Source organism: Microbacterium sp. MYb64, assembly GCF_002979495.1.
Lineage (GTDB): Bacteria > Actinomycetota > Actinomycetes > Actinomycetales > Microbacteriaceae > Microbacterium > Microbacterium azadirachtae_A.
Genome location: NZ_PCOW01000029.1, coordinates 26,098 through 44,968, shown reverse-complemented (window position 1 = coordinate 44,968; position 18,871 = coordinate 26,098). Strand labels below are relative to the sequence as shown.

Genomic DNA, 18,871 nt, shown 5'->3' with positions numbered 1-18,871 from the left:
CAGCCCGAAAGCTGGACGAGGAATAAATTGGCATTTGACAAGTGCACGCTGTTGAGTTCTCAAGGATCGGATGCTCCTGCGTTCCGGCCTCTCGGCCGTCCCTTCAGGGCAACTTCTCTATCTTATCCGTCTCGCTCCGGCTGTCAAATCGACACGCCGTGAGGTTCAGAACCGGATCCGTTATCTCGTTTCCGAGGCAACTTCTCTAGCTTATCCCTCCCGGCCAGCTTGTCAAATCGACGTTCCTGGCGGACGGTCACCCTCTCAAGCGCACGCGCTTGGCCCCGCCGCAGGGAGAACCTGCGAAGAGGAACCGACTTCCGAAGAAGAAGGTGGGTGGTGTTCGTCGCTTGGGGAGTCAGGCCTTCCGGCCCTTCGCTCTACCGCTTGGGGCGAACAGGTAATAACTTACGTGGATCCCGGGGGGCCGGCAAATCGGGGCTCCCGCTCGGGCGTGTCGCGCACCGTTCCGCGGCCGTTCACCGCGGATTCACGCGCCCGACGGTGCCGCGCGTCGTGCGCGAACGCCCCGCATCACCAGGATCACGGCGAGGGTCAGGACACCCCAGACTCCGCACGCGAGCGGAAGCGTCCGGTACGCGAGATGCTGCACGGTGAACTCCTCCGTGAGCGGTCCGTACGCGATGAACCCGAGTGCGACCGCGACGACCAGCATCACCGGGAGCGACAGCCACCAGCTCATCCGGATCGCGAGCGGCGCCGGATCCACCGGCCCCGGCGTACGGCCGCGCAGCCAGAGAGCACCGGCGATCGCGAGAACGATCACGCCGCCGATCCCCGATCCGTACTGCAGCCACTTGTATCCGAGGAGCGGCCCCCACTGCTCGTCGAGCACGGGGATCAGGGAGATGCCGGCCCTCCCCTCGTGGGTGAACGCGTCCCAGAGGACGTGCGTCACGACGCCCAGTGCGAGAGCGAGCACGACGAGGATCACGCGCATCACGGTTCCGAAGGTCTCCTGCAGCACGGCGCGGGGTCCCCGGTCCCACTCCTGCGGAAGGCGCGCGCCGATGAAACGCGGCGCGAGCAGCCGGCAGGCCGGCCGCAGCACCATCCGCCAGACGAGGAGCAGCGCGAGCGACAGCAGCACGGTGACCGGAAGCCAGCGCAGATCGTGCGTCACCGAGTAGTCGACGATCAGCCCGCGCGTGAACAGCGGCAGGTCAGGCGCCATCGCGCCGATCGCGATCGCCGCAGGCACGAGCGGGGTCCGGACGAAGGGCAGCGCCACGATCGCGTGACTCGGCGTGAACGGCATGGTCCGACCGTACCCGGAGCGGATCCGGGCTTGCCGTCGGCGCCCCTCCGAAAGATCGACGCCCCCTCTGACGTGCGCATCCCAGAGGGGGCGCGGATAGTCAGAGGGGGCGTCGGCGGTTCGGATCCGCGAACAGATCGGCGGTTCGGATCCGCGAACAGATCAGGCGGATCGGATCCGCAAACAGATCAGGCGGGGAGCAGGCCTGCGAGGGTCTTCTTGCCGCGGCGCAGCACCGAGACCCCACCGGGCAGGCCCAGCGGCACGGTCGCGTCATCGGACTCGACCCGCTCGCCGTCGACCGAGACGCCGCCCTGCCCGACAGCGCGCCGAGCCTCGGAAGCGCTGGAGACCAGCCCGGTCGCCACGAGCGCGTCGACGACCGTGGATCCGGCGGCGACCTGTGCGTTCGGCAGCTCCTCGAGCGCGGTGCGCAGTGTCGCGGCGTCGAGCGCGGACAGGTCGCCCTGACCGAACAGCGCCTCGGACGCGGCGATCACGGCGGCGGTCGCATCCTCGCCGTGCACGGTGGCGACGACCTCGAGGGCCAGGCGCTTCTGCGCGGCACGGCGGAACGGCTCGGACTCGACGAGCGCCGCGTACTCCTCGATCTCAGCGCGGCTGAGGAAGGTGAAGACCTTGAGCCGGTCGATCACGTCGGCGTCGGCGGTGCTCAGCCAGAACTGGTACATCCGGTACGGGCTGCACATCTCGGCGTCGAGCCAGATCGCGTTGCCCTCGCTCTTGCCGAACTTGGTGCCGTCGCTGTTCGTGATCAGCGGGGTGCCGATCGCGTGCACCGAGGCGCCCTCGACGCGGTGGATGAGATCCGTGCCACTGGTGAGGTTGCCCCACTGATCGGATCCGCCGGTCTGCAGCACGCAGTCGTACTGGCGGTGCAGCTCGAGGTAGTCCAGGCCCTGCAGGATCTGGTAGCTGAACTCGGTGTAGCTGATGCCGGCGTCGGAGTTCAGACGTGCGGCGACCGCGTCCTTCTTCAACATGGTGCCGACGCGGTAGTGCTTGCCGATCTCGCGCAGGAAGTCGATCGCGCTCATCGGCGCGGTCCAGTCGAGGTTGTTCACGATCCGCGCCGCGTTGTCGCCCTCGAAGCTGAGGTAGCGCTCGACCTGCGCGCGCAGGCGCCCGACCCAGTCCTCGACGGTCTCGCGCGTGTTCAGCGTGCGCTCCGCCGTGGGGCGGGGGTCGCCGATGAGGCCCGTGGATCCGCCCACGAGTCCGAGCGGCTTGTGCCCGGCGAGCTGGATGCGGCGCAGCGTCAGCAGCTGCACGAGGTTGCCGAGGTGCAGGCTCGGTGCGGTCGGGTCGAAGCCGCAGTAATACGTGATCGCGGGTCCTGCGAGAAGGGCGCGCAGCGCCTCCTGATCCGTGGACACGTGGACGAGTCCGCGCCAGACCAGCTCATCCCACACGTTCTCGAACGTGGGGTCGATGGCCGGTGCCGCGGTCGTCAGGGATGGGTTCGACACCGCCCCAGGCTACCAGCGCGGATCCTCCCTCTCCGCGAGACTGCATCTCCGCGACGAGACTGCGGTTGCGGAGCGCAGTCTCGTCGCCCAGTTGGAGTCTCGCGGTCAAAATGGGGCCGTTAGGCTGGGGAACGTGTGGGGAACGCGCGCGGGTCGCACGGTCCGGGGCCTGATCGCCGCCCTGGTCGCGACGTTCGTGGCATCCGTCTCGCACTCCACGGCCGACGGCGAGCCCGCCCCGCTGATCGGGATCGTGCTCGCACTGCTGTTCGCGGCGCCCGTCTGCATCGCGCTGGCCGGGCGGGCGCTGAGCTGGATCCGCCTGTCGCTCGCCGTGGGGCTGAGCCAGATCGCGTTCCACGGGCTGCTGCTGATCGGCGTGGGATCCGGATCCGGATCCGCGGTTGCCGGCGGACACCTGCACGGCGCGGAGCTGTCCGGCGCGCTCGGCACCACGGCGGTCGACGCCGGGCACGCCCTGCACCTGCAGCCCGCGATGTGGGTCGCGCACGCGATCGCCGCGGTGCTCACCGTGCTGGCCCTCGGCCGCGGCGAGCAGGCGCTGCGGGCACTGCTCGAGCTCACCGGCTGGAACCTCGTCGCACGGCTGCTCACCGCACCGCCGTCGCCCGCGCACCGTGTGCCGGCCGCGCCGCGCGCCGCCGCGCAGGCGCTCCGCTCTCTCTTCGTCCTCACCGTCGTGTCGAGGAGGGGTCCGCCGCTCGCGGCCTGACCTCCCTTCACCCGCACCGCTGTCGGGCCGCCTCCGCGCGCCCGTGGTGCACACACAGACGACCTCAGAAAGAACGAATCCATGCGAAACACCACTGCTTCCCGCGTCCTCGTCGGTCTCGCCGCCGGCGCCGTGCTCGCCCTCGCCGCACCCCTGGCCGCCTCGGCGCACGTGACCGCCACCCCGAACCAGGCCGAGGCCGGATCCTGGACCTACGTCACCTTCCGTGTTCCGAACGAGTCCACGACCGCCAGCACGGTCAAGCTCGAGATCCACCTGCCCGCCGACACCCCGTTCACGAGCGTCAGCTACCAGCCCACCGCGGGGTGGACGGGAGCGGCCGCCAAGACCGCGCTGCCCAAGCCGGTCAAGGTCGAGGGCAACACCATCAGCGAGGCCACGACGGAGGTCACCTTCACGGCCGACGCCGGCGGCGTCGCACCGGGCCAGTTCCAGACGTTCACCCTGTCGCTCGGGCCGGTGCCGGACACGGGTCGCATCGTGATCCCCGCCACGCAGACCTACTCGGACGGCAAGGTCGTGGAGTGGGCAGCGACGCCGGAGCAGGCCGCCAAGGATGACACGCTCGAACCCGCGCCCGTGGTGTGGGTGAACGACGCTCCTCCGGCCGACCACCACGGCGGCGCGACCGCGACGGCCGCACCGGCGGCCTCGGCGCAGACGCCCGCCGACGCTCAGGGCGGTCTCGCCCTCGGCCTCAGCATCGCCGCGCTCGTGGTCGCGGCGGGCGGCGCGCTGCTCGGCGGCTTCGCCCTCGGACGCCGGAAGAAGGCCGACGCGTGACCCTGCGCCACCGTCTCACCGCGCTCGCGGCGGCGATCGGGGTCGGACTGGTCCTCGCCACCGCCGGCGCCACGGCGGCCAGCGCGCATGACACGCTCGAGAGCACCGACCCGGCCAAGGGATCGACTGTGAAGAGCCTGTCGTCCGTCGCGCTCACCTTCAGCGCGGATCCGCTCGGCACCGACGGAGCGACGATCATCCAGGTGATCGGCCCCGACAAGAAGTACTACGAGACCGCGTGCCCCGATCTCAACGGGCCCGTCGTGGCCTCGCCCGTCGCGCTCGGCGGCGCCGGCACCTACGAGGTGCTCTGGCGCGTGGTGTCCTCCGACGGGCACCCGATCTCGGGCAGCTACACGTTCGCGTACGCGCCGGACGGCACCGCGACGCCCGCGGCGACCGGGTCCGCGAAGCCGGTCTGCGGTCCTGCCGCGTCGGCGACCACCGAGGCGCCCGCGGCGGCCGCCGGTGCCGACACGGGGCTGTGGATCGGGCTCGGCATCGGCGCGGTCGTGCTGATCGGCGTCGGCGTGGGCGCGTGGGCGCTCGCTCGCGGCCGCAAGAGCTGAACAAGGCCCTGGGCCGAAACGGGACGCGGTGCTCTTCCGAGAGCACCGCGTTTCGCGTATCCGGCCGAGGCTCCAGGTAGCCCCCGGGAGGCTCAGCCCCGGAACGACCCCGTCAGCGGCGCGAGGCCGCGACGGCGGGCGTGCGCTCGAAGATCAGCGCGCGCCCGCCGCGCAGCGTCCGGGAGGTGAGGCCCGCCTCTTCCATGAGGCGCACCACGCGGCGCGACAGCGTCGGCAGCGCGGCCGAGCCACCGGGCTTGCGGGCGATCCCGGCGATGAGCGTCAGATCGACGCCGGATCCGCGCGCCTCTATCCGCGCGAAGTCGCCCTCCGTGCGCCAGACCAGTCGCTCGAGCTCGCGATAGCGGATCCCCTGCTCGGTGCCGTCGACCTCGAACCGCACGCGATCCGCGTCGAAGCGCACGGCGCAGTCGACCGCGCGACGGCGCATGAGCCACGACATCAGCAGGTACGCGGGAAGACCGGGCACGACGACGTACAACAGGAGGAAGAGCTTCGGGCCGACGTTCAGGATCCTCCCGCCGGTCACGATCAGGACCACCAGGATCAGGATCGCGACGACGGCCGCGGTGAGGATGCACCAGAACACGAGCGCTCGAGTGCCGAGCGGCACCCCCCGGAAGCGCGCGAGCGATCCGCGCTCCGCGGCCTCCCACTGCGGTGCCGGCGGCGCCTTCGCGGCGTCGCGGGCGCCGATCATCGCCGTGATCCGGCTGATCAGCCCGAGCCACACCCAGCCGGCGGCCGGCACCGCCCCCATCTGCAGCACCGCGAGGAACGCGAGCGCGGGGTTGGGCTTGGGCGCCAGCAGTGCGGGAACCGCTTCGATCAGAAGCCACAGCAGCAGCCCCGCGCCCACGGCACCGACGATGTGCACGATCAGCCCGCGCCGGTCCGGCATCCTCAGCGTCGCGTTCACGAACGAGAATCCGCAGAGCCAGCCGCCCACCAGCGTGAGGAGGAAGGAGAGGAACTCGAAGCCGCCGCCGAGGTATCCCGGCACCGCCAGCCCGCCGCACACCAGCGCCCAGAACAGAGGCAGGTGCAGGATCCGCCGCCAGACCGGCCCGGGCTCGGGCCGGACCGGCTCGGGATCCGCCGGCGCCACGGAGTGAACCGTATGGTGCGTCGAACGCGGGACGTGGTGCTCGGACATCCCGGTCAGTCTAGGGAGGGCGCGGGCACCGCCGCGGCCCCGGATCCCCTCACCCCAGTGCGCGCAGCCTCGCGTCGAGCTCGACGAGGCGCTCCGGCTCGATCGATCCGAGCCGCGCGGCGCCGTCGGCCAGGGTGATCCCGCGGGCGAGGAAGACGAGGGAGTGCGTCGAGACGCCGGGCACGAGCTCGTCCAGCACGGCCCGCGCCTGGGGGTCGTCGAGGATCTCGCCGAGGGTGCTGTCCAGGGTGAACCGGGGCTGCTCAGTCATGGATCCTCCTGCATGAGAGTTCGTGCGCTTCGGGGACGGCGTCGCAGAGGCGTCCCTCAGGACAAGGATCCCCGCGCCGCGCACCGACGGCAACCCGGTGGCGGCGCACCGCACGGACGGGCATCGCTCAGAAACCGGCGCGCGCCGCCCACCACAGCAGCAGCGCGCCGCCGAGCGCCACGACCCAGCTGACCAGGCTGCCGACGAGGAAGTACTCCGCGCGACCGCCGTTGACGCCGTCTCGGGAGATCTCGGGGAACCGCACGATCCCCTTGGCCGCGAGCATCGCCGCCAGCAGCGGATAGGCCGCGAACAGGGTGAGAAGGAGCACGATCACGCGCTCGAGCGGGCCGATAAGGCGTCCGCCGCGGAAGCCCTGATCCGCCGCGGGCACCGGCGGCGTGGGCTCGGACGCGGTCGGGACTCCGGGGTCGACCGCAGAGGGCGGCACGGCGACGAGCCCCGCCACCGCACCCGCACTTGCGCCCGCACCCTGTCCCTCATGCTCCGGCGCGATGTCCGCCGGGATCTCGGCCCGCTCCCCCAGCAGCGCCGCACGGACGATGACGTTGCCGGTCTCGAGGAGCACGGCGAAGACGCCGAGACCGAGCACGAGCAGGTCGAACCCGATCGACCCGAACGGCGTCGCGAGCCAGCGCCCGGCGAAGAGCCCCGTCATCACACGGGCCGGCAGGAAGGCGACCAGCGCGACCACGAGGACCGCCAGCAGCGCCGCAGGCCAGAACGACAGCCGCGGCCGCCCGTCGAGCGGGAGCAGCCACACCCACAGCGCGGCGAGCGCGAGCCCGACCACCGCGTAGAGGTATGCGCCGCCCAGGGTCGCGAGGACGAGGACGAGGACGCCGGCGACCGCGATCCCGATCCAGAGCGCTCGGCCGCGCAGGAAGCGACGGAGCACGTCGGCGAGTCCGACCGAGAGCAGGATGAGTCCGGCGAGGATCATGACATCACCGCCGTCCGCACCCGGCCGTCGCCGCGCCGCAGGACGCCGCACCCCGCCGTCGTGACGTGCTGCGCGGGCGCGTGCACGGCGGCGACGGGGATGGTGAGCATGCCCCCATCCTCCCCCGGGCCACCGACATTCCGGTAGGACCGAGCGGCGAGCCCCGACTCGTCGGTCGAGCGGGGAGGAAGGGGCGGACGCGACCGGCGCAGAGGCCGCCGCGACACGGTGCGGGACGGACGCGAACGCCCGCCCCGCACCGTGAAGATCCGCCTACGCCGAGAAGTCCTCCGGGACCTCGAGCGGACGCCGGGAGAAGTAGGTGTCCCTCGCCTTGCGGTAGAAGAGTGCGAGCGGCACGACGCCGAGTGCGATCAGGCCGAGCCCGAGGATGTTCACGACCGGCTCGTTGTTCGGGATGGACGTGAAGAAGATGTACATCATGAACAGGGCTCCGACCAGTGGCCAGATCCCGATCAGGATCGTGTTCTTCACAGATTTGAAGATCACCTTCCGGAAGCCGATCACGACGGCGAGACCCGCGAGCGCGTAGTAGAACGCGATCTGCAGGCCGATCGACGACACCGCCCAGCCGAGGATCTGCCCCACGCTGTCGCCGAAGACGTTGGCGAGCACGAACAGGAGCAGGGACACGACGACCACGACCAGGGTCGCGAACACCGGCGTCTTCCACTTGCGGTTGATCCTGCCGAACGCGAACGGGATCGTGCGGTCGCGCCCCATCGCGAACAGCGTGCGGCTCACCTGCACGAGCGTGGTCTCGAGCGTGGCGATCGTGGAGAGCGCCACCGCGATGATGAGGATCTTGCCGCCGATGCCGGGCATGATCGCATCGCCCAGCACGCTCAGCACGTTGCCGCTGTTGGCCTCGATGGTCTTGCCCGGGAGCATCACGAGCGTCGTCGTCGTGTAGATCTCGAACAGGATGAACACGATCACGATGCCCAGGATCCCGGCCATGCCGGTGGTCTTGTGCGCGTTCTTGGTCTCCTCGCCGAGGTTGGCCGTGACGTCCCAGCCCCAGTAGTAGAACGCCGCGATCAGGGCGGCCGAGACGAAGACTCCGGCGGTCGTCAGGTGCCCGAAGCCGAACCAGTCCCACGAGAACGTCTCGCCGTGGTGATACGTCGAGATCGCCCGGGGGATCGCGATGGCGGCGAACACCACCAGGATCCCGACCTCGACCACCGACATGATCCACTGCGCTCGCTCTGTCGTGTGCACGCCGAAGATCACGGCCGCCGCCATGACCAGGAACCAGACGGATCCGACCAGCGTCACGAGCAGGGTGTTGTTCGCCTGGTCCGGCGCGAACAGGGCGACGGTCATCTGGCCGGCGGGCAGGGCTCCCGCGACCATGAACACCGTCGCCGAGATCACCAGCGCCCAGCCCGCGAAGAAGCCGAGAAGCGGGTGCAGGCCGCGGGCCACCCAGGAGAAGGACGCGCCGGCGTGGCTGTCGACCCTCGCGAGATGGCTGAACGCGAATGCGATGCCGAGCATCGGGATGCCGCACCACAGCAGCGCGGCGGGCGCGCCCACGCCGGCGGCCCCGATCAGGAGAGCGGTGCTCGCAGCGATCGAGTACGCGGGCGCGCTGCCCGCGACGGCCATCAGCGTCGAGCCCGCTTTGGAGACGCCACCGGCCTGGAGCGCATGCTCCTGATAGTCGATCGCGCGTTGCAGAGACGTGTCCGTCTCGAGCGGATTCTGGGTCACTCTGTTCCCCTGTCTCATCGTCGGGTGTGGGGGATGACAGAGGGACGCTAGCACCGCGGATCCCCCCGCGACTAGAGCCCGACGAGATGATTTCCGCGACGGTTTCCGCAGCGGGGCAAAACGGCGCGAAATGACGCGGATTCCTGCGATAACTGACATTCAATGCATAGGTTTCCGTTGCGGAATCGTCGCAACGGATTCGAGATGCGCAGGTGCGTGACGGGCGGCGGCCGGACCGGGATCCGGTGGCCCGGGCTAGCGGACGTCGAGCGCGAGCCGTGCCCCGAAGAGCACGAGCACGCCGCCGGTGATCCGGTCCATCCAGCGGATCACCCGGGCGGAGCGGAGCTTCGGCGCGAGCCGGTTCGCGCCGAAGATGAGCGCACCCAGCCAGACCGTGCCCAGCACGCAGTGCACGGCGGCGAGCAGCAGTCCGACGAGGAGCGGGGACTGACCGGCCGGGACGAACTGCGGGATCGTCGCCATGTAGAAGACGCCGACCTTCGGATTCGTGATGTTCGTGACGAGCCCGAGCAGGAATCCGCTCCGCGCTCCACTGCGGGAGGGGGCGACGGCCTCGACGGTCGGATCCCACCCGCGGCGGAAGGTCTTCACGATCATGGTCGCACCGAGGTAGACGAGGTACGCGGCGCCTGCATAGGAGAGCACCCGGTAGCCGACCTCGCTCGCGGCCAGCAGCGCCGCGGCCCCCGTGGCCGCCGCGGCGCCCCAGATCAGCGTTCCGACCTGGATCCCGAGCAGCGCGGCGAACGCGTAGCCGCGGCCGCGCGTGATCGTGCCGCGGATCACGAGCGCGGTGTCGAGACCGGGGATGATCGTGAGCAGGCCGACGACGAGCGCGAACGAGAACAGGGCCTGGGCGAGCGTCATAGGACGAAGGTAGCGCTCCGGACCGCCGGCGCCGGCCGATGCTTTCCTCCCGAGCTCGGCGCCCTCGCGCGGGAGCGGACGGAGGCATAGGCTGGTTCCACGTCACGCAAACATCGTTGCGTACAGCGCAATCGAATCGAGGAGTCGTCGTGCTGAACCTTCTGCCCCAGCCGTCCCGCGTCGAGGCCGGATCGGGCGAGTTCCCGCTCTCCGCAGCGGTCTGGATCCGCACCGCGGAACCGCTGCGCGCGGCAGCGGAGCGGCTGCAGGAGACGCTGCGCGCAGGGCTCGGACTGTCGCTCGGGCTGGATGCGGCCGCGGACGATGACGCCCCCGCCATCGTGTTCGCCGTCGACCCGCTCCTCGCCGAGGAGGCCTACGCGCTCACGGTGGACGAGAACGGCATCGCGATCGCTGCGGCCGACGTCCGCGGCGCCCACCACGCGGTGCAGACGCTCCTGCAGCTGCTGCCCTCGCGCACGTACCGGCGGGCGCCGATCGCCGCGGAGTCCGCGGTGAGCGTGCCCGCCGTTCACGTCGAGGATGCGCCCCGGTACCGCTGGCGCGGACTCATGCTCGACGTCGCGCGGCACTTCGCGCCGACCGCCGAGGTGCTGCGGGTCATCGACCAGCTCGCGATGCACCGGCTCAACGTCCTGCACCTGCACCTCACCGACGACCAGGGCTGGCGGGCGGAGATCCGCAAGTACCCCCTGCTGACCGAGGTCGGCGGGTGGCGCCCCTCCTCGCAGCGCGGATCCGGCCCCGGATCCACGCAGGACGGCATGCCGCACGGAGGCTTCTACACGCAGGACGACCTGCGCGAGATCGTCGCCTACGCAGCCGCGCGCGGGGTCACCGTGGTGCCCGAGATCGAGCTGCCCGGCCATGTGCAGGCGGCGATCGCCGCATATCCGCAGCTCGGCCTGGTCGCCGAGCCGCTCGCCCCCTGGAACGGGTGGGGCATCAACCCGCACGCGCTCAACGTCGAGGAGTCGACCGTCGCCTTCTTCTGCGACGTGCTCGACGAGATCATCGAGATCTTCCCCTCCGAGGTCATCGGCATCGGGGGCGACGAGTGCCGCAAGGACGAGTGGCGGGCCGACGCCCGCACGCAGGAGCTCATGCGCGAACGCGGGCTCGCCACGGAGGACGAGCTGCAGAGCTGGTTCATCGCCCGCATCGACGAGCACGTCCGCGCCAGGGGGCGCCGTCTGTACGGCTGGGACGAGATCCTCGAGGGCGGCACGGTCACCGGCGCGACGGTCGCCTCCTGGCGCGGCACGGCGGGCGCGGTGATCGCCGCGCGACGCGGATCCGATGTGGTGATGTGCCCTGAGGACACGGTGTACCTCGACTACCGGCAGTCCGACTCCCCCGACGAGCCGATCCCGACCGGGCTCGTGACCACGGTCGCGCACGTACGCGCCTTCGATCCGATCCCCGAGGCTCTCGAGAACGAGCACCGCGGACGCATCCTGGGCGGGCAGGGGAACCTCTGGGCCGAGCACGTCGACTCGGCCCGCCGCCGCGACTACCAGCTCTTCCCCCGGCTGTGCGGCCTGGCGGAAGCGCTGTGGAGCGGGCAGGATCCGGACGCCGTCGGCTCGTTCCCCGAGCGACTCGAGGCCCATCTCGCCCGTCTGGAGGCGGCAGGGATCGAGTACCGCCCCGCCGCCGGTCCCCGCCCGTGGCAGCAGGTCCCCGGCGTTCCGGGCAAGACCTTCGACCGCGCAGAGCGCGCAGCGGAGATCGCCCGGCTCACCGCGAACTTGAGCTAGCGCCGGCGGGGCGTCCTTCGTCTCGCGGCTCCTCGCTCAGGATCCGGTGACGGACCGGTCCCTGAGCGAGGAGCGCAGGGACGAGACGAAGGGCGCTGGGCGGCAACGCGACGCGTCAGCCGCGGGCCGCGGCGAGGAAGGACCGCGCCTTCGCGGTGACCGCGTCCCAATCGCCCGCGGCGACATCGGTGGCCGAGACGACGCTCGATCCGGCCGTCACCGCGATCGCGCCCGCACGCAGGTAGTCGGCGGCATTGCCCTCGTGCAGCCCGCCCGAGGCGACCAGAGGCAACTGCGGGAACGGTCCCGCGAGGTGCCGGAAGTACCCGGCCCCCACGGTCTCGGCGGGGAAGATCTTCACGGCGGCGGCCCTGAGCCTGGCAGCGGTGAGCGCCTCGGTCGGCGTGAACGCGCCCATGATCACGGGCACGTCGTGCGCCTCCGCGACCTCTGCCACCTCGGCGATCACGGCGGGGGTCACCAGGAACGCGGCGCCCGCGGCGATCGCGTCCCGCGCCTCCGCCGCCGTCGTGACGGTGCCCGCGCCGACCCGCACGCCGGGGGCCTCGGCGCTCGCGGCGATGAGTCCCGTGACATCGGGGGTGGTGAACGCGAACTCCACCACGTGGATCCCGCCTGCGCCGAGGGCCGCGAGCAGCGGCAGCGGATCCGGGATGCGCGCGAGTCGCGGCAGCGCGAGCGCCGCGTCCCGGCGCAGCAGCGCCATCACGTCGTCCGTCGTGGTGGCGTCGTTCTCGATGTCGGCGCTCATCGCGTCCCCTCCTTCGTCGCGCGCAGGCTCCGGCCCGACACGCTCTCCGTGCGTTCGCCGTCGCGGATCGCGAGACGGCCGTTGACCCACACGCCGGCCATGCCCTCCGCGGTCCGGCGCGGCTGCTCGAACGTCGCGCGGTCCTGGATGCGCTCGGGATCGAACAGCACCAGATCCGCCGCGAACCCCTCGCGCACGAGGCCGCGATCGGCGAGGCGCAGCCTCCTGGCCGGGGTGGCGCTGAGGTGGCGGACCGCCTCCTCGAGCGTCAGCACGCCGAGCTCGCGCACGTAACGCGCGAGATAGCGAGGGAAGGTGCCCCACGAGCGCGGGTGCGGGCGGTCGCCGACGAGGATCCCGTCGCTTCCGCCGGTGTGCCGCGGGTGACGCATGATGGCCTGCACGTTGTCCTCGTGCCCGATGTGCATGAGCACGCCGGTCGCGAACTCGTCGACGAGGAGGATGCGGATGACGGCGTCCACGGGCTCCTCACCGGTCGACGCGGCGATCTCGGCGATCGTGCGACCCACGAGCCCTGCGAGCTCCGGCCGACCGACGCCGGAGATCTGGATCAGGGTCCACTCGGCGCGCTCGCCGTGGAACCCGTCGCAACCGTCCACGTCGAGGGCCTGCACCAGGGCGTCCCGGTCGGCGCCGGCCGCGAGCCGGTCGCGCAGCGCGTCGAGGCCGCCGGCGGCGATCCAGCTGGGCAGGAGGGCCACGAGCGTGGTCGCGCCTGGCAGGTAGGGGTAGCTGTCCATCGTGATGTCGACGCCGTCGGCGAGAGCCTGGTCGATGAGCTCGAGGAACCGCGGCGCGGCGCCGGCGTTCGGCGCGAAGTTGAGCGTCGCGTGCGCGAGGTGCAGCGCGCAGCCGGTCTCCCTGGCGATGCCGATGACCTCCGCGTAGGCGTCGAGCGCTCCGGCGCCGTAGGACCGGGTGTGCGGCGCGTAGAAGCCGCCGTGCTCCGCGACCACCTCGCAGAGCGCGGTGAGCTCTGCGGTGTCGGCGTACATCCCCGGCACGTAGGTGAGGCCGCTGGAGAGTCCGACCGCCCCGGCCGACAGCGAGTCGGCGAGGATCGCGCGCATGTCGGCGATCTCGGATCCCGTCGCCGCGCGGCTGCCGGATCCGACCGTGAGCAGGCGCAGGTTGCCCTGCGGCACGAGCACCGCGGTGTTGGTCGCCGTGCCCTGCGCGAGCCGGTCGAGGTAACCCGCCATGTCGCGCCAGCCGATCGCGAGCTCTGGGTGCCCGTTCCAGCCTGCGATCTGGCGGCGCACGCCGTCGAGGATCGCGTCGTCGACCGGCGCGTAGCCGATGCCGTCCTGGCCGATGACCTCGGTCGTGATCCCCTGGCCGACCTTGGCGAGGTGCGAAGGGTCGGCGAGCACCGCGAGGTCGGAGTGCGCGTGCATGTCGATGAACCCGGGGGCGAGCACGAGCCCCTCGGCGTCCCAGACCTCGGCGCCCTCGTCCGTGGCCAGGGCGCCCGCGGGGGCGATCGTCTGCACCCGGTCGCCGCGCAGCAGGACATCCGCGGTGCGGCGGGGGGATCCGGTGCCGTCGACGACGGTCGCGTGCCGGAGGAGCGTCGAAGCGGAGGAGGCGGGGGCCATGCTCAGAACACGGTCTCCACGGCGTCGACGACGACCGGATCCGGCGCATCGGCGTCCGCGACGACGGGGATCAGGCGCCACTTGTCGAGCGCCGTGCACGGGTGCGAAAGGCCGAGCCGCACCACGTCGCCCACCTGGAGCCGCGCCGCCGCACCGGAGGCGACGGCCTCGTCGCCGAGCCGGAGGAACAGGTGCTGGTCGTTGAGCGCCGACACGTGGCTGCCCGCGAGCACGTCCTCCTCGTCCGCCCGTCCTGCGATGCGCTGGGCGATCGGCAGGCCCTCGTCGAACGAGGCGTCGCGCCGCCCGCAGTCGAGCAGCGCGAGGCCCGGTTCGGGCCGCGACAGCACCCGCGCCCACACGTGCATCGCGGAGCGGAACGGCGCATCGCCGATCGTGCGGCCCATCGGGCTGATCCCCGCGTAGAAGCCGTCGTCGTGGATCTGGAACGCGCCGGAGCGCACCACGACGTCCGCGTCGGGGCACAGCGGCGGCAGCACGGCGCCGACGCGGTCGAAGTAGGCGCTTCCGCCCGCGGTGACCACGGGGCGCAGGCCCTCCGGATAGAGTCCCGCGTCGGCGAGCTCGCGATGCAGGTCCGCGAGGTCGGCGAGGTAGGCGTCGACCCGGGCGATGGCGGCGTCTCCGGCGTCGTGCGCGAGGGCGCCCTCATAACCGCCGACGCCGGCCAGTTCGAGGACGGGCGAGGCCGCGATGGCGTCGGCGATCGCGCGCGCGGTGGCGCGGTCGCGGGCGCCGGTGCGCCCGCCGGCTCCGCCGAGCTCGACGAGCACGCGGAGCGGCCGCGGCGCTCCCCCGCTCAGGGCCGCTTCCATCGCGCGGACGACGTCGACGCCGTCCGCCCAGCTCAGGAGCTCGACGTCCTGGTGCGCGGCCAGCTCATCGGCGATCCAGCGCAGCCCGATCGGATCCACGACCTCGTTCGCGATGAGGATGCGACGCACGCCGTGGGCGCGGGCGACCTGCGCCTGCCACGGCGTGGCGAGGGTGAGGCCCCACGCGCCGGCGCCCAGGGGCCGGTCGTCGAGCAGCTGGCGCCAGAGCGCCGGAGCCATCGTCGTCTTGCCGTGCGGTGCCAGCAGCACACCCGCCTCCTGCGCCCAGCCGGCCATGCGCGCGACGTTGTGCACCATCGCCCCCGCGTCGAGCGTGAGCAGCGGCGTGGCGAAGTCGGAGAGCGCAGGCTCCGTCGCGAGGAACTGCTCCCTCGTCCGACCGTGCGCGGACGGCGGGAAGGACTTGTCCTGCACGGACAGCGGGCGGGCACCACTCGAAGACGTCTCCACCCTTCCATGATGCCGCCGTGTTGCGTTCGATGCAATTGGCGTTGCAGCCGATTGCGCCACTGGATATTCTCGAACCATGCCCGCGTCCGACGTCTCAGCCGCGACCTTGGAGGAGCTCCGATGAACCAGACCGTGACCCGTGCGCTGGATCTGCTCGTCGCCCTGCAGGACGGGGCGCGCACCCTCGACGAGTGCGCCGAACGGCTCGGCGTGCACAAGTCCACCGTGCTGCGCCTGCTGCAGACGCTGGAGGCGCAGCGCTTCGTGACGCACGACGCGCAGCACCGCTACCGGCTCGGCAGCCGGCTGTTCGACCTCGCCGGCGCCGCCCTGGCCCAGCGCGACGTGCGCGAGGTGGCGCGCCCGCATCTCGAGCGGCTCAACGACCGCACGGGGCAGACCGTGCACCTGGCCGCCTACGAATCGGGCGATGTCGTCTACATCGACAAGCTCGAGGCGCGCACGGGCATCCGGATGTATTCGCGCGTCGGGCTGCGCGCCCCGCTGCACAGCACGGCGGTGGCGAAGGTGCTGCTCGCCGATCTGCCCGCGTCCGCACGACGGGAGATCGCCGAGGGCATCGACTACGTGCCGTACACCGAGCGCACGATCGCGAACCCGGCGGACTTCCTCGCCGAGCTCGAGCGCGTGCGCGCCGACGACTTCGCCCGCGACAGCGGAGAGCACGAGAGCTTCATCAACTGCATCGCCGCGCCCATCCGCGACGGGAGCGGCGCCGTGGTCGCCGCGGCGTCCGTGTCGGTGCCGACCATGTCCCTGCCCGCGCACGAGGTGCTGGCACTGCTGCCGCAGCTGGTCGAGGCGACGCAGGCGGCATCCGCAGACCTGGGCTGGGCACCGCGCCCCGCCGCCGACCGAGAGGAACGACCATGACAGAGCAGACCCAGAAGACCCGGGTGCTCACCACCGACGCCCCCGCCCCCGCGCACGTGTTCTCGCAGGGGGTGCGCAAGGGTCCGATCGTGCAGGTGTCCGGTCAGGGCCCGGTGGATCCGGCGACGAGCGAGTACCTCTTCCCGGGCGATGTCGCCGCGCAGACCATCCGCACGCTCGAGAACGTGCGGGCGATCGTCGAGGCGTCGGGAGCGACCTTCGACGACGTGGTGATGCTGCGCGTCTACCTGACCAAGCGCGAGGACTTCCCGATCATGAACGAGGCCTACGGGGAGTTCGTCACGAAGCACACCCCGAGCGGCGTGCTCCCCTCGCGCACCACCGTGTTCACGGGCCTGCCCCGCGAGGAGATGCTCGTCGAGATCGACGCGCTCGCCGTCGTCTGAGCCGTCGGCTCCGACGCCGCCTCCTGACGTCCGGTCCCCCGAGGTTCTCGGCGGGACCGGATCCGTCTCAGAGCTCGATCTGCGACCCCATCACGATCACGCGGTCGCGCGGCAGCCCGAAGTGGTCGCTCGCGTCGGTCGTGATGTGCGAGGCCGCCAGGAACAGCCGCTTGCGCCACCGCGCCATGCCGCCTCTGCGCCCCTCGCGCAGCTCGATCTTCGACAGGAAGTACGTGGCGTTGTCCAGGTCGAGCCATCCCTGCGTCTTGTGCGGCGGGATGCTGCGCAGGGCGCGGGGCAGATCCGGCTTCTCGGCATAGCCGAACCTCGCCGAGATGTAGAGGATCCCGTCGGTCGGATCCCCCAGGTCGTCGACCGTGCAGCGCTTCGTCTGCGGCACGCGGGGGACGTTCTGGATGTCCACGGACAGGATGATCACCCTGGCGTGGCGTACGTGGTTGTGCTCGACGTTGGCGCGCAGCGCGAGCGGCGTCGTGGTGCCGCCCGGGTTGAGGAAGATGGCCGTGCCCGGCACCCGGTCGATGAGCCTCGGATGCGTGCGCAGATTCCTCACGAAGTCGGTCAGCGACCCCTCCGCCTCGGTGCGACGCGCGGTGATGAGCGCCCGCCCGCGCTGCCAGGTGGTCATGACGATGAACGCGGCGAGACCGATCGCGAGCGGCAGCCAGGCGCCGTGCACGAACTTGGTGGCATTGGCGGCGAGGAAGAGCAGGTCGACCGAGAGCAGGACCACCGCGCCGATCCCGAGGATCCAGCCCGGCGTCTTCCACCGTCGCCGAGCCAGGTAGAAGAAGAGGAGCGTCGTGATCGTGATCGTGCCGATGACCGCCATCCCGTAGGCGAACGCGAGCGACGCAGAGCTGCGGAAGACGAACACCAGGGTGATCACCGACACCATGAGCAGCCAGTTGATCCACGGCACGTAGATCTGGCCGTGCGTCTCGGATGACGTGTGCGTCACCCGCAGCCTCGGCAGGTATCCCAGTCCGGACGCCTGAGCGGCCACCGAGAAGGCGCCGGAGATCACGGACTGCGAGGCGATCACGGTGGCCGCGGTGGCCAGGATCACGAGGGCGATCCTGCCCCACTCCGGCGCGAGCAGGAAGAACGGCGCCGACATGTTGGCCTTGTCCTCCAGCAGCAGCGCCCCCTGCCCGAGGTAGGTGAGCGCGAGCGCGGGGAACACCAGGAACAGCCACGCGATCGAGATCGGCTTGCGGCCGAAGTGCCCCATGTCGGCGTAGAGCGCTTCGGCGCCGGTGACCGACAGCACCACCGCGGCGAGCGCGAAGAACGCGATGTCGAAGTGGCCGACCATGAACTCGACCGCGTAGGTCGGCAGCAGCGCCAGCAGGATCTGCGGGTCGTGGGTGATCCCGCCGATCCCGAGCACCCCGATGACGACGAACCAGATCGCCATGATCGGCCCGAACAGCCGCCCGACCACCGAGCTCCCGAGCTTCTGGATGAGGAAGAGGATCAACAGGATCGTGGCGGTGATGGGGACGACCCACTCCTCCAGGCCCGGATTGATGGTCTTCAACCCCTCGACAGCGGAGAGCACCGAGATCGCCGGGGTGATCATGCTGTCGCCGAGGAACAGCGCGGCGCCCAGCACCGCGAGCCCGGACAGGACCGCCACGGTGCGCGTGCGCCCCTTCGGCGCCCAGCGGCGCAGCAGGGTCAGCAGCGCCATGATGCCGCCCTCGCCGTCGTTGTCCATCCGCATCGCCAGCAGCACGTAGGTGATCGTGACGATCAGGATCACCGACCACACGATGAGCGAGACGATCCCGTACAGGTTGTCCGTCGTGAGCGGGATCGGGTGCGGATCGTCCGGGTTGAACACGGTCTGCAGCGCATAGATCGGGCTGGTGCCGATGTCGCCGAAGACGACGCCGAGGGCGCCCACGATCAGCGCGAGCCGGAGGGGGCTCCTCGCGGGTGCCGCGCTCTTCGCGCCGATGACGGACTGACTGCTCACACGACGAAGCCTAGGGCCGGATTCCCGCGCGACCGGGCGCCCCTCACGGAATCCTCACACGACGTGCCGAAGCGGCCCTCACGGGATCCTCACGGGTGCCGAACGGCGAGGCGCATGCCCCGGGCAGACGCCGGAGCGCCGGCCCCGATGCGAACATCGGGACCGGCG

The 18,871-nt window shown here is 71.3% G+C and carries 17 protein-coding genes; 6 read left to right on the top strand and 11 right to left on the bottom strand.

Annotated features, from left to right (window positions below; all coding sequences use genetic code 11):
* Positions 1–490: 490 nt before the first annotated feature.
* Both CQ044_RS18210 and tyrS read right to left on the bottom strand, forming a co-directional pair.
* The gene (locus tag CQ044_RS18210) at positions 491–1,279 is read right to left on the bottom strand and encodes a DUF4184 family protein (RefSeq protein WP_105689780.1); all 789 of its coding nucleotides are present in this window, start codon (positions 1,277–1,279) and stop codon (positions 491–493) included.
* Positions 1,280–1,467: 188 nt separating this feature from the next.
* Positions 1,468–2,769 (bottom strand): tyrosine--tRNA ligase, encoded by a 1,302-nt coding sequence (tyrS, locus tag CQ044_RS18205; RefSeq protein WP_045271517.1) that lies wholly within the window; start codon positions 2,767–2,769, stop codon positions 1,468–1,470.
* 133 nt (positions 2,770–2,902) lie between these two features.
* Between tyrS and CQ044_RS18200 the strand changes: the two genes are divergently transcribed.
* From CQ044_RS18200 to CQ044_RS18190, 3 genes are all read left to right on the top strand, one after another.
* The gene (locus CQ044_RS18200; RefSeq protein ID WP_105689779.1) at positions 2,903–3,502 is read left to right on the top strand and encodes a hypothetical protein; all 600 of its coding nucleotides are present in this window, start codon (positions 2,903–2,905) and stop codon (positions 3,500–3,502) included.
* Between the two features lie 81 nt (positions 3,503–3,583).
* Positions 3,584–4,306, top strand: coding sequence for a YcnI family protein (locus tag CQ044_RS18195; protein ID WP_105689778.1), 723 nt, complete (start codon positions 3,584–3,586; stop codon positions 4,304–4,306).
* Positions 4,303–4,875, top strand: coding sequence for a copper resistance CopC family protein (locus CQ044_RS18190; RefSeq protein WP_105689777.1), 573 nt, complete (start codon positions 4,303–4,305; stop codon positions 4,873–4,875). Before CQ044_RS18195 ends, CQ044_RS18190 begins: the two co-directional genes overlap by 4 nt.
* Positions 4,876–4,987: 112 nt before the next feature.
* Here the strand turns inward: CQ044_RS18190 and CQ044_RS18185 are convergent, their stop codons facing one another.
* The 5 genes from CQ044_RS18185 to CQ044_RS18165 all read right to left on the bottom strand — a co-directional run bounded on the left by CQ044_RS18185 (position 4,988) and on the right by CQ044_RS18165 (position 9,918).
* Positions 4,988–6,052, bottom strand: coding sequence for a hypothetical protein (locus CQ044_RS18185; protein WP_105689776.1), 1,065 nt, complete (start codon positions 6,050–6,052; stop codon positions 4,988–4,990).
* Between the two features lie 49 nt (positions 6,053–6,101).
* On the bottom strand, positions 6,102–6,323 hold the full coding sequence (locus CQ044_RS18180; protein WP_105689775.1) for a hypothetical protein: 222 nt from the start codon (positions 6,321–6,323) through the stop codon (positions 6,102–6,104).
* A gap of 127 nt (positions 6,324–6,450) precedes the next feature.
* Positions 6,451–7,287, bottom strand: a complete 837-nt coding sequence (locus tag CQ044_RS18175) for a hypothetical protein (protein WP_105689774.1) — start codon at positions 7,285–7,287, stop codon at positions 6,451–6,453.
* Between the two features lie 273 nt (positions 7,288–7,560).
* Positions 7,561–9,027, bottom strand: coding sequence for an APC family permease (locus tag CQ044_RS18170; protein ID WP_258133368.1), 1,467 nt, complete (start codon positions 9,025–9,027; stop codon positions 7,561–7,563).
* 255 nt (positions 9,028–9,282) lie between these two features.
* On the bottom strand, positions 9,283–9,918 hold the full coding sequence (locus tag CQ044_RS18165; RefSeq protein WP_105689772.1) for a LysE family translocator: 636 nt from the start codon (positions 9,916–9,918) through the stop codon (positions 9,283–9,285).
* A 149-nt stretch (positions 9,919–10,067) separates the two neighbouring features.
* Here CQ044_RS18165 and CQ044_RS18160 point away from each other — a divergent pair, with 149 nt between their 5' ends.
* Positions 10,068–11,699, top strand: a complete 1,632-nt coding sequence (locus tag CQ044_RS18160) for a beta-N-acetylhexosaminidase (protein WP_219844994.1) — start codon at positions 10,068–10,070, stop codon at positions 11,697–11,699.
* A 115-nt stretch (positions 11,700–11,814) separates the two neighbouring features.
* On the opposite strand, the gene CQ044_RS18155 is transcribed toward CQ044_RS18160, so the two are convergent.
* Genes CQ044_RS18155 through CQ044_RS18145 form a run of 3 tightly spaced genes read right to left on the bottom strand, consistent with a single transcriptional unit; the run spans position 11,815 to position 15,397 of the window.
* Entirely contained in the window at positions 11,815–12,471 is a 657-nt protein-coding gene (locus CQ044_RS18155; protein ID WP_105689770.1) for a bifunctional 4-hydroxy-2-oxoglutarate aldolase/2-dehydro-3-deoxy-phosphogluconate aldolase, read from the bottom strand.
* Complete coding sequence (locus CQ044_RS18150; protein ID WP_105689769.1) at positions 12,468–14,090, bottom strand: amidohydrolase family protein; 1,623 nt, start codon at positions 14,088–14,090, stop codon at positions 12,468–12,470. The genes CQ044_RS18155 and CQ044_RS18150 overlap by 4 nt, the downstream gene beginning before the upstream one ends.
* A gap of 2 nt (positions 14,091–14,092) precedes the next feature.
* Complete coding sequence (locus CQ044_RS18145; protein ID WP_258133367.1) at positions 14,093–15,397, bottom strand: amino acid deaminase; 1,305 nt, start codon at positions 15,395–15,397, stop codon at positions 14,093–14,095.
* Between the two features lie 120 nt (positions 15,398–15,517).
* On the opposite strand from CQ044_RS18145, the gene CQ044_RS18140 reads away from it, so the two are divergent.
* Together CQ044_RS18140 and CQ044_RS18135 are read left to right on the top strand one after the other, a co-directional pair.
* Positions 15,518–16,291, top strand: a complete 774-nt coding sequence (locus tag CQ044_RS18140; protein WP_105689767.1) for an IclR family transcriptional regulator — start codon at positions 15,518–15,520, stop codon at positions 16,289–16,291.
* The gene (locus CQ044_RS18135) at positions 16,288–16,698 is read left to right on the top strand and encodes a RidA family protein (protein WP_105689766.1); all 411 of its coding nucleotides are present in this window, start codon (positions 16,288–16,290) and stop codon (positions 16,696–16,698) included. Before CQ044_RS18140 ends, CQ044_RS18135 begins: the two co-directional genes overlap by 4 nt.
* A 67-nt stretch (positions 16,699–16,765) precedes the next feature.
* Here the strand turns inward: CQ044_RS18135 and CQ044_RS18130 are convergent, their stop codons facing one another.
* The gene (locus CQ044_RS18130) at positions 16,766–18,703 is read right to left on the bottom strand and encodes a potassium transporter Kup (protein WP_105689765.1); all 1,938 of its coding nucleotides are present in this window, start codon (positions 18,701–18,703) and stop codon (positions 16,766–16,768) included.
* Positions 18,704–18,871: the final 168 nt, after the last annotated feature.

What these genes read in the sequence shown, in the direction of transcription:
- CQ044_RS18155 (WP_105689770.1), bottom strand. Translation starts at nt 12,471, where the DNA reads ATGAGCGCCGACATCGAGAACGACGCCACCACGACGGACGACGTGATG.
- CQ044_RS18175 (WP_105689774.1), bottom strand. Translation starts at nt 7,287, where the DNA reads ATGATCCTCGCCGGACTCATCCTGCTCTCGGTCGGACTCGCCGACGTG.
- CQ044_RS18210 (WP_105689780.1), bottom strand. Translation starts at nt 1,279, where the DNA reads ATGCCGTTCACGCCGAGTCACGCGATCGTGGCGCTGCCCTTCGTCCGG.
- CQ044_RS18195 (WP_105689778.1), top strand. Translation starts at nt 3,584, where the DNA reads ATGCGAAACACCACTGCTTCCCGCGTCCTCGTCGGTCTCGCCGCCGGC.
- CQ044_RS18165 (WP_105689772.1), bottom strand. Translation starts at nt 9,918, where the DNA reads ATGACGCTCGCCCAGGCCCTGTTCTCGTTCGCGCTCGTCGTCGGCCTG.
- CQ044_RS18150 (WP_105689769.1), bottom strand. Translation starts at nt 14,090, where the DNA reads ATGGCCCCCGCCTCCTCCGCTTCGACGCTCCTCCGGCACGCGACCGTC.
- CQ044_RS18135 (WP_105689766.1), top strand. Translation starts at nt 16,288, where the DNA reads ATGACAGAGCAGACCCAGAAGACCCGGGTGCTCACCACCGACGCCCCC.
- CQ044_RS18185 (WP_105689776.1), bottom strand. Translation starts at nt 6,052, where the DNA reads ATGTCCGAGCACCACGTCCCGCGTTCGACGCACCATACGGTTCACTCC.
- CQ044_RS18180 (WP_105689775.1), bottom strand. Translation starts at nt 6,323, where the DNA reads ATGACTGAGCAGCCCCGGTTCACCCTGGACAGCACCCTCGGCGAGATC.
- CQ044_RS18140 (WP_105689767.1), top strand. Translation starts at nt 15,518, where the DNA reads ATGAACCAGACCGTGACCCGTGCGCTGGATCTGCTCGTCGCCCTGCAG.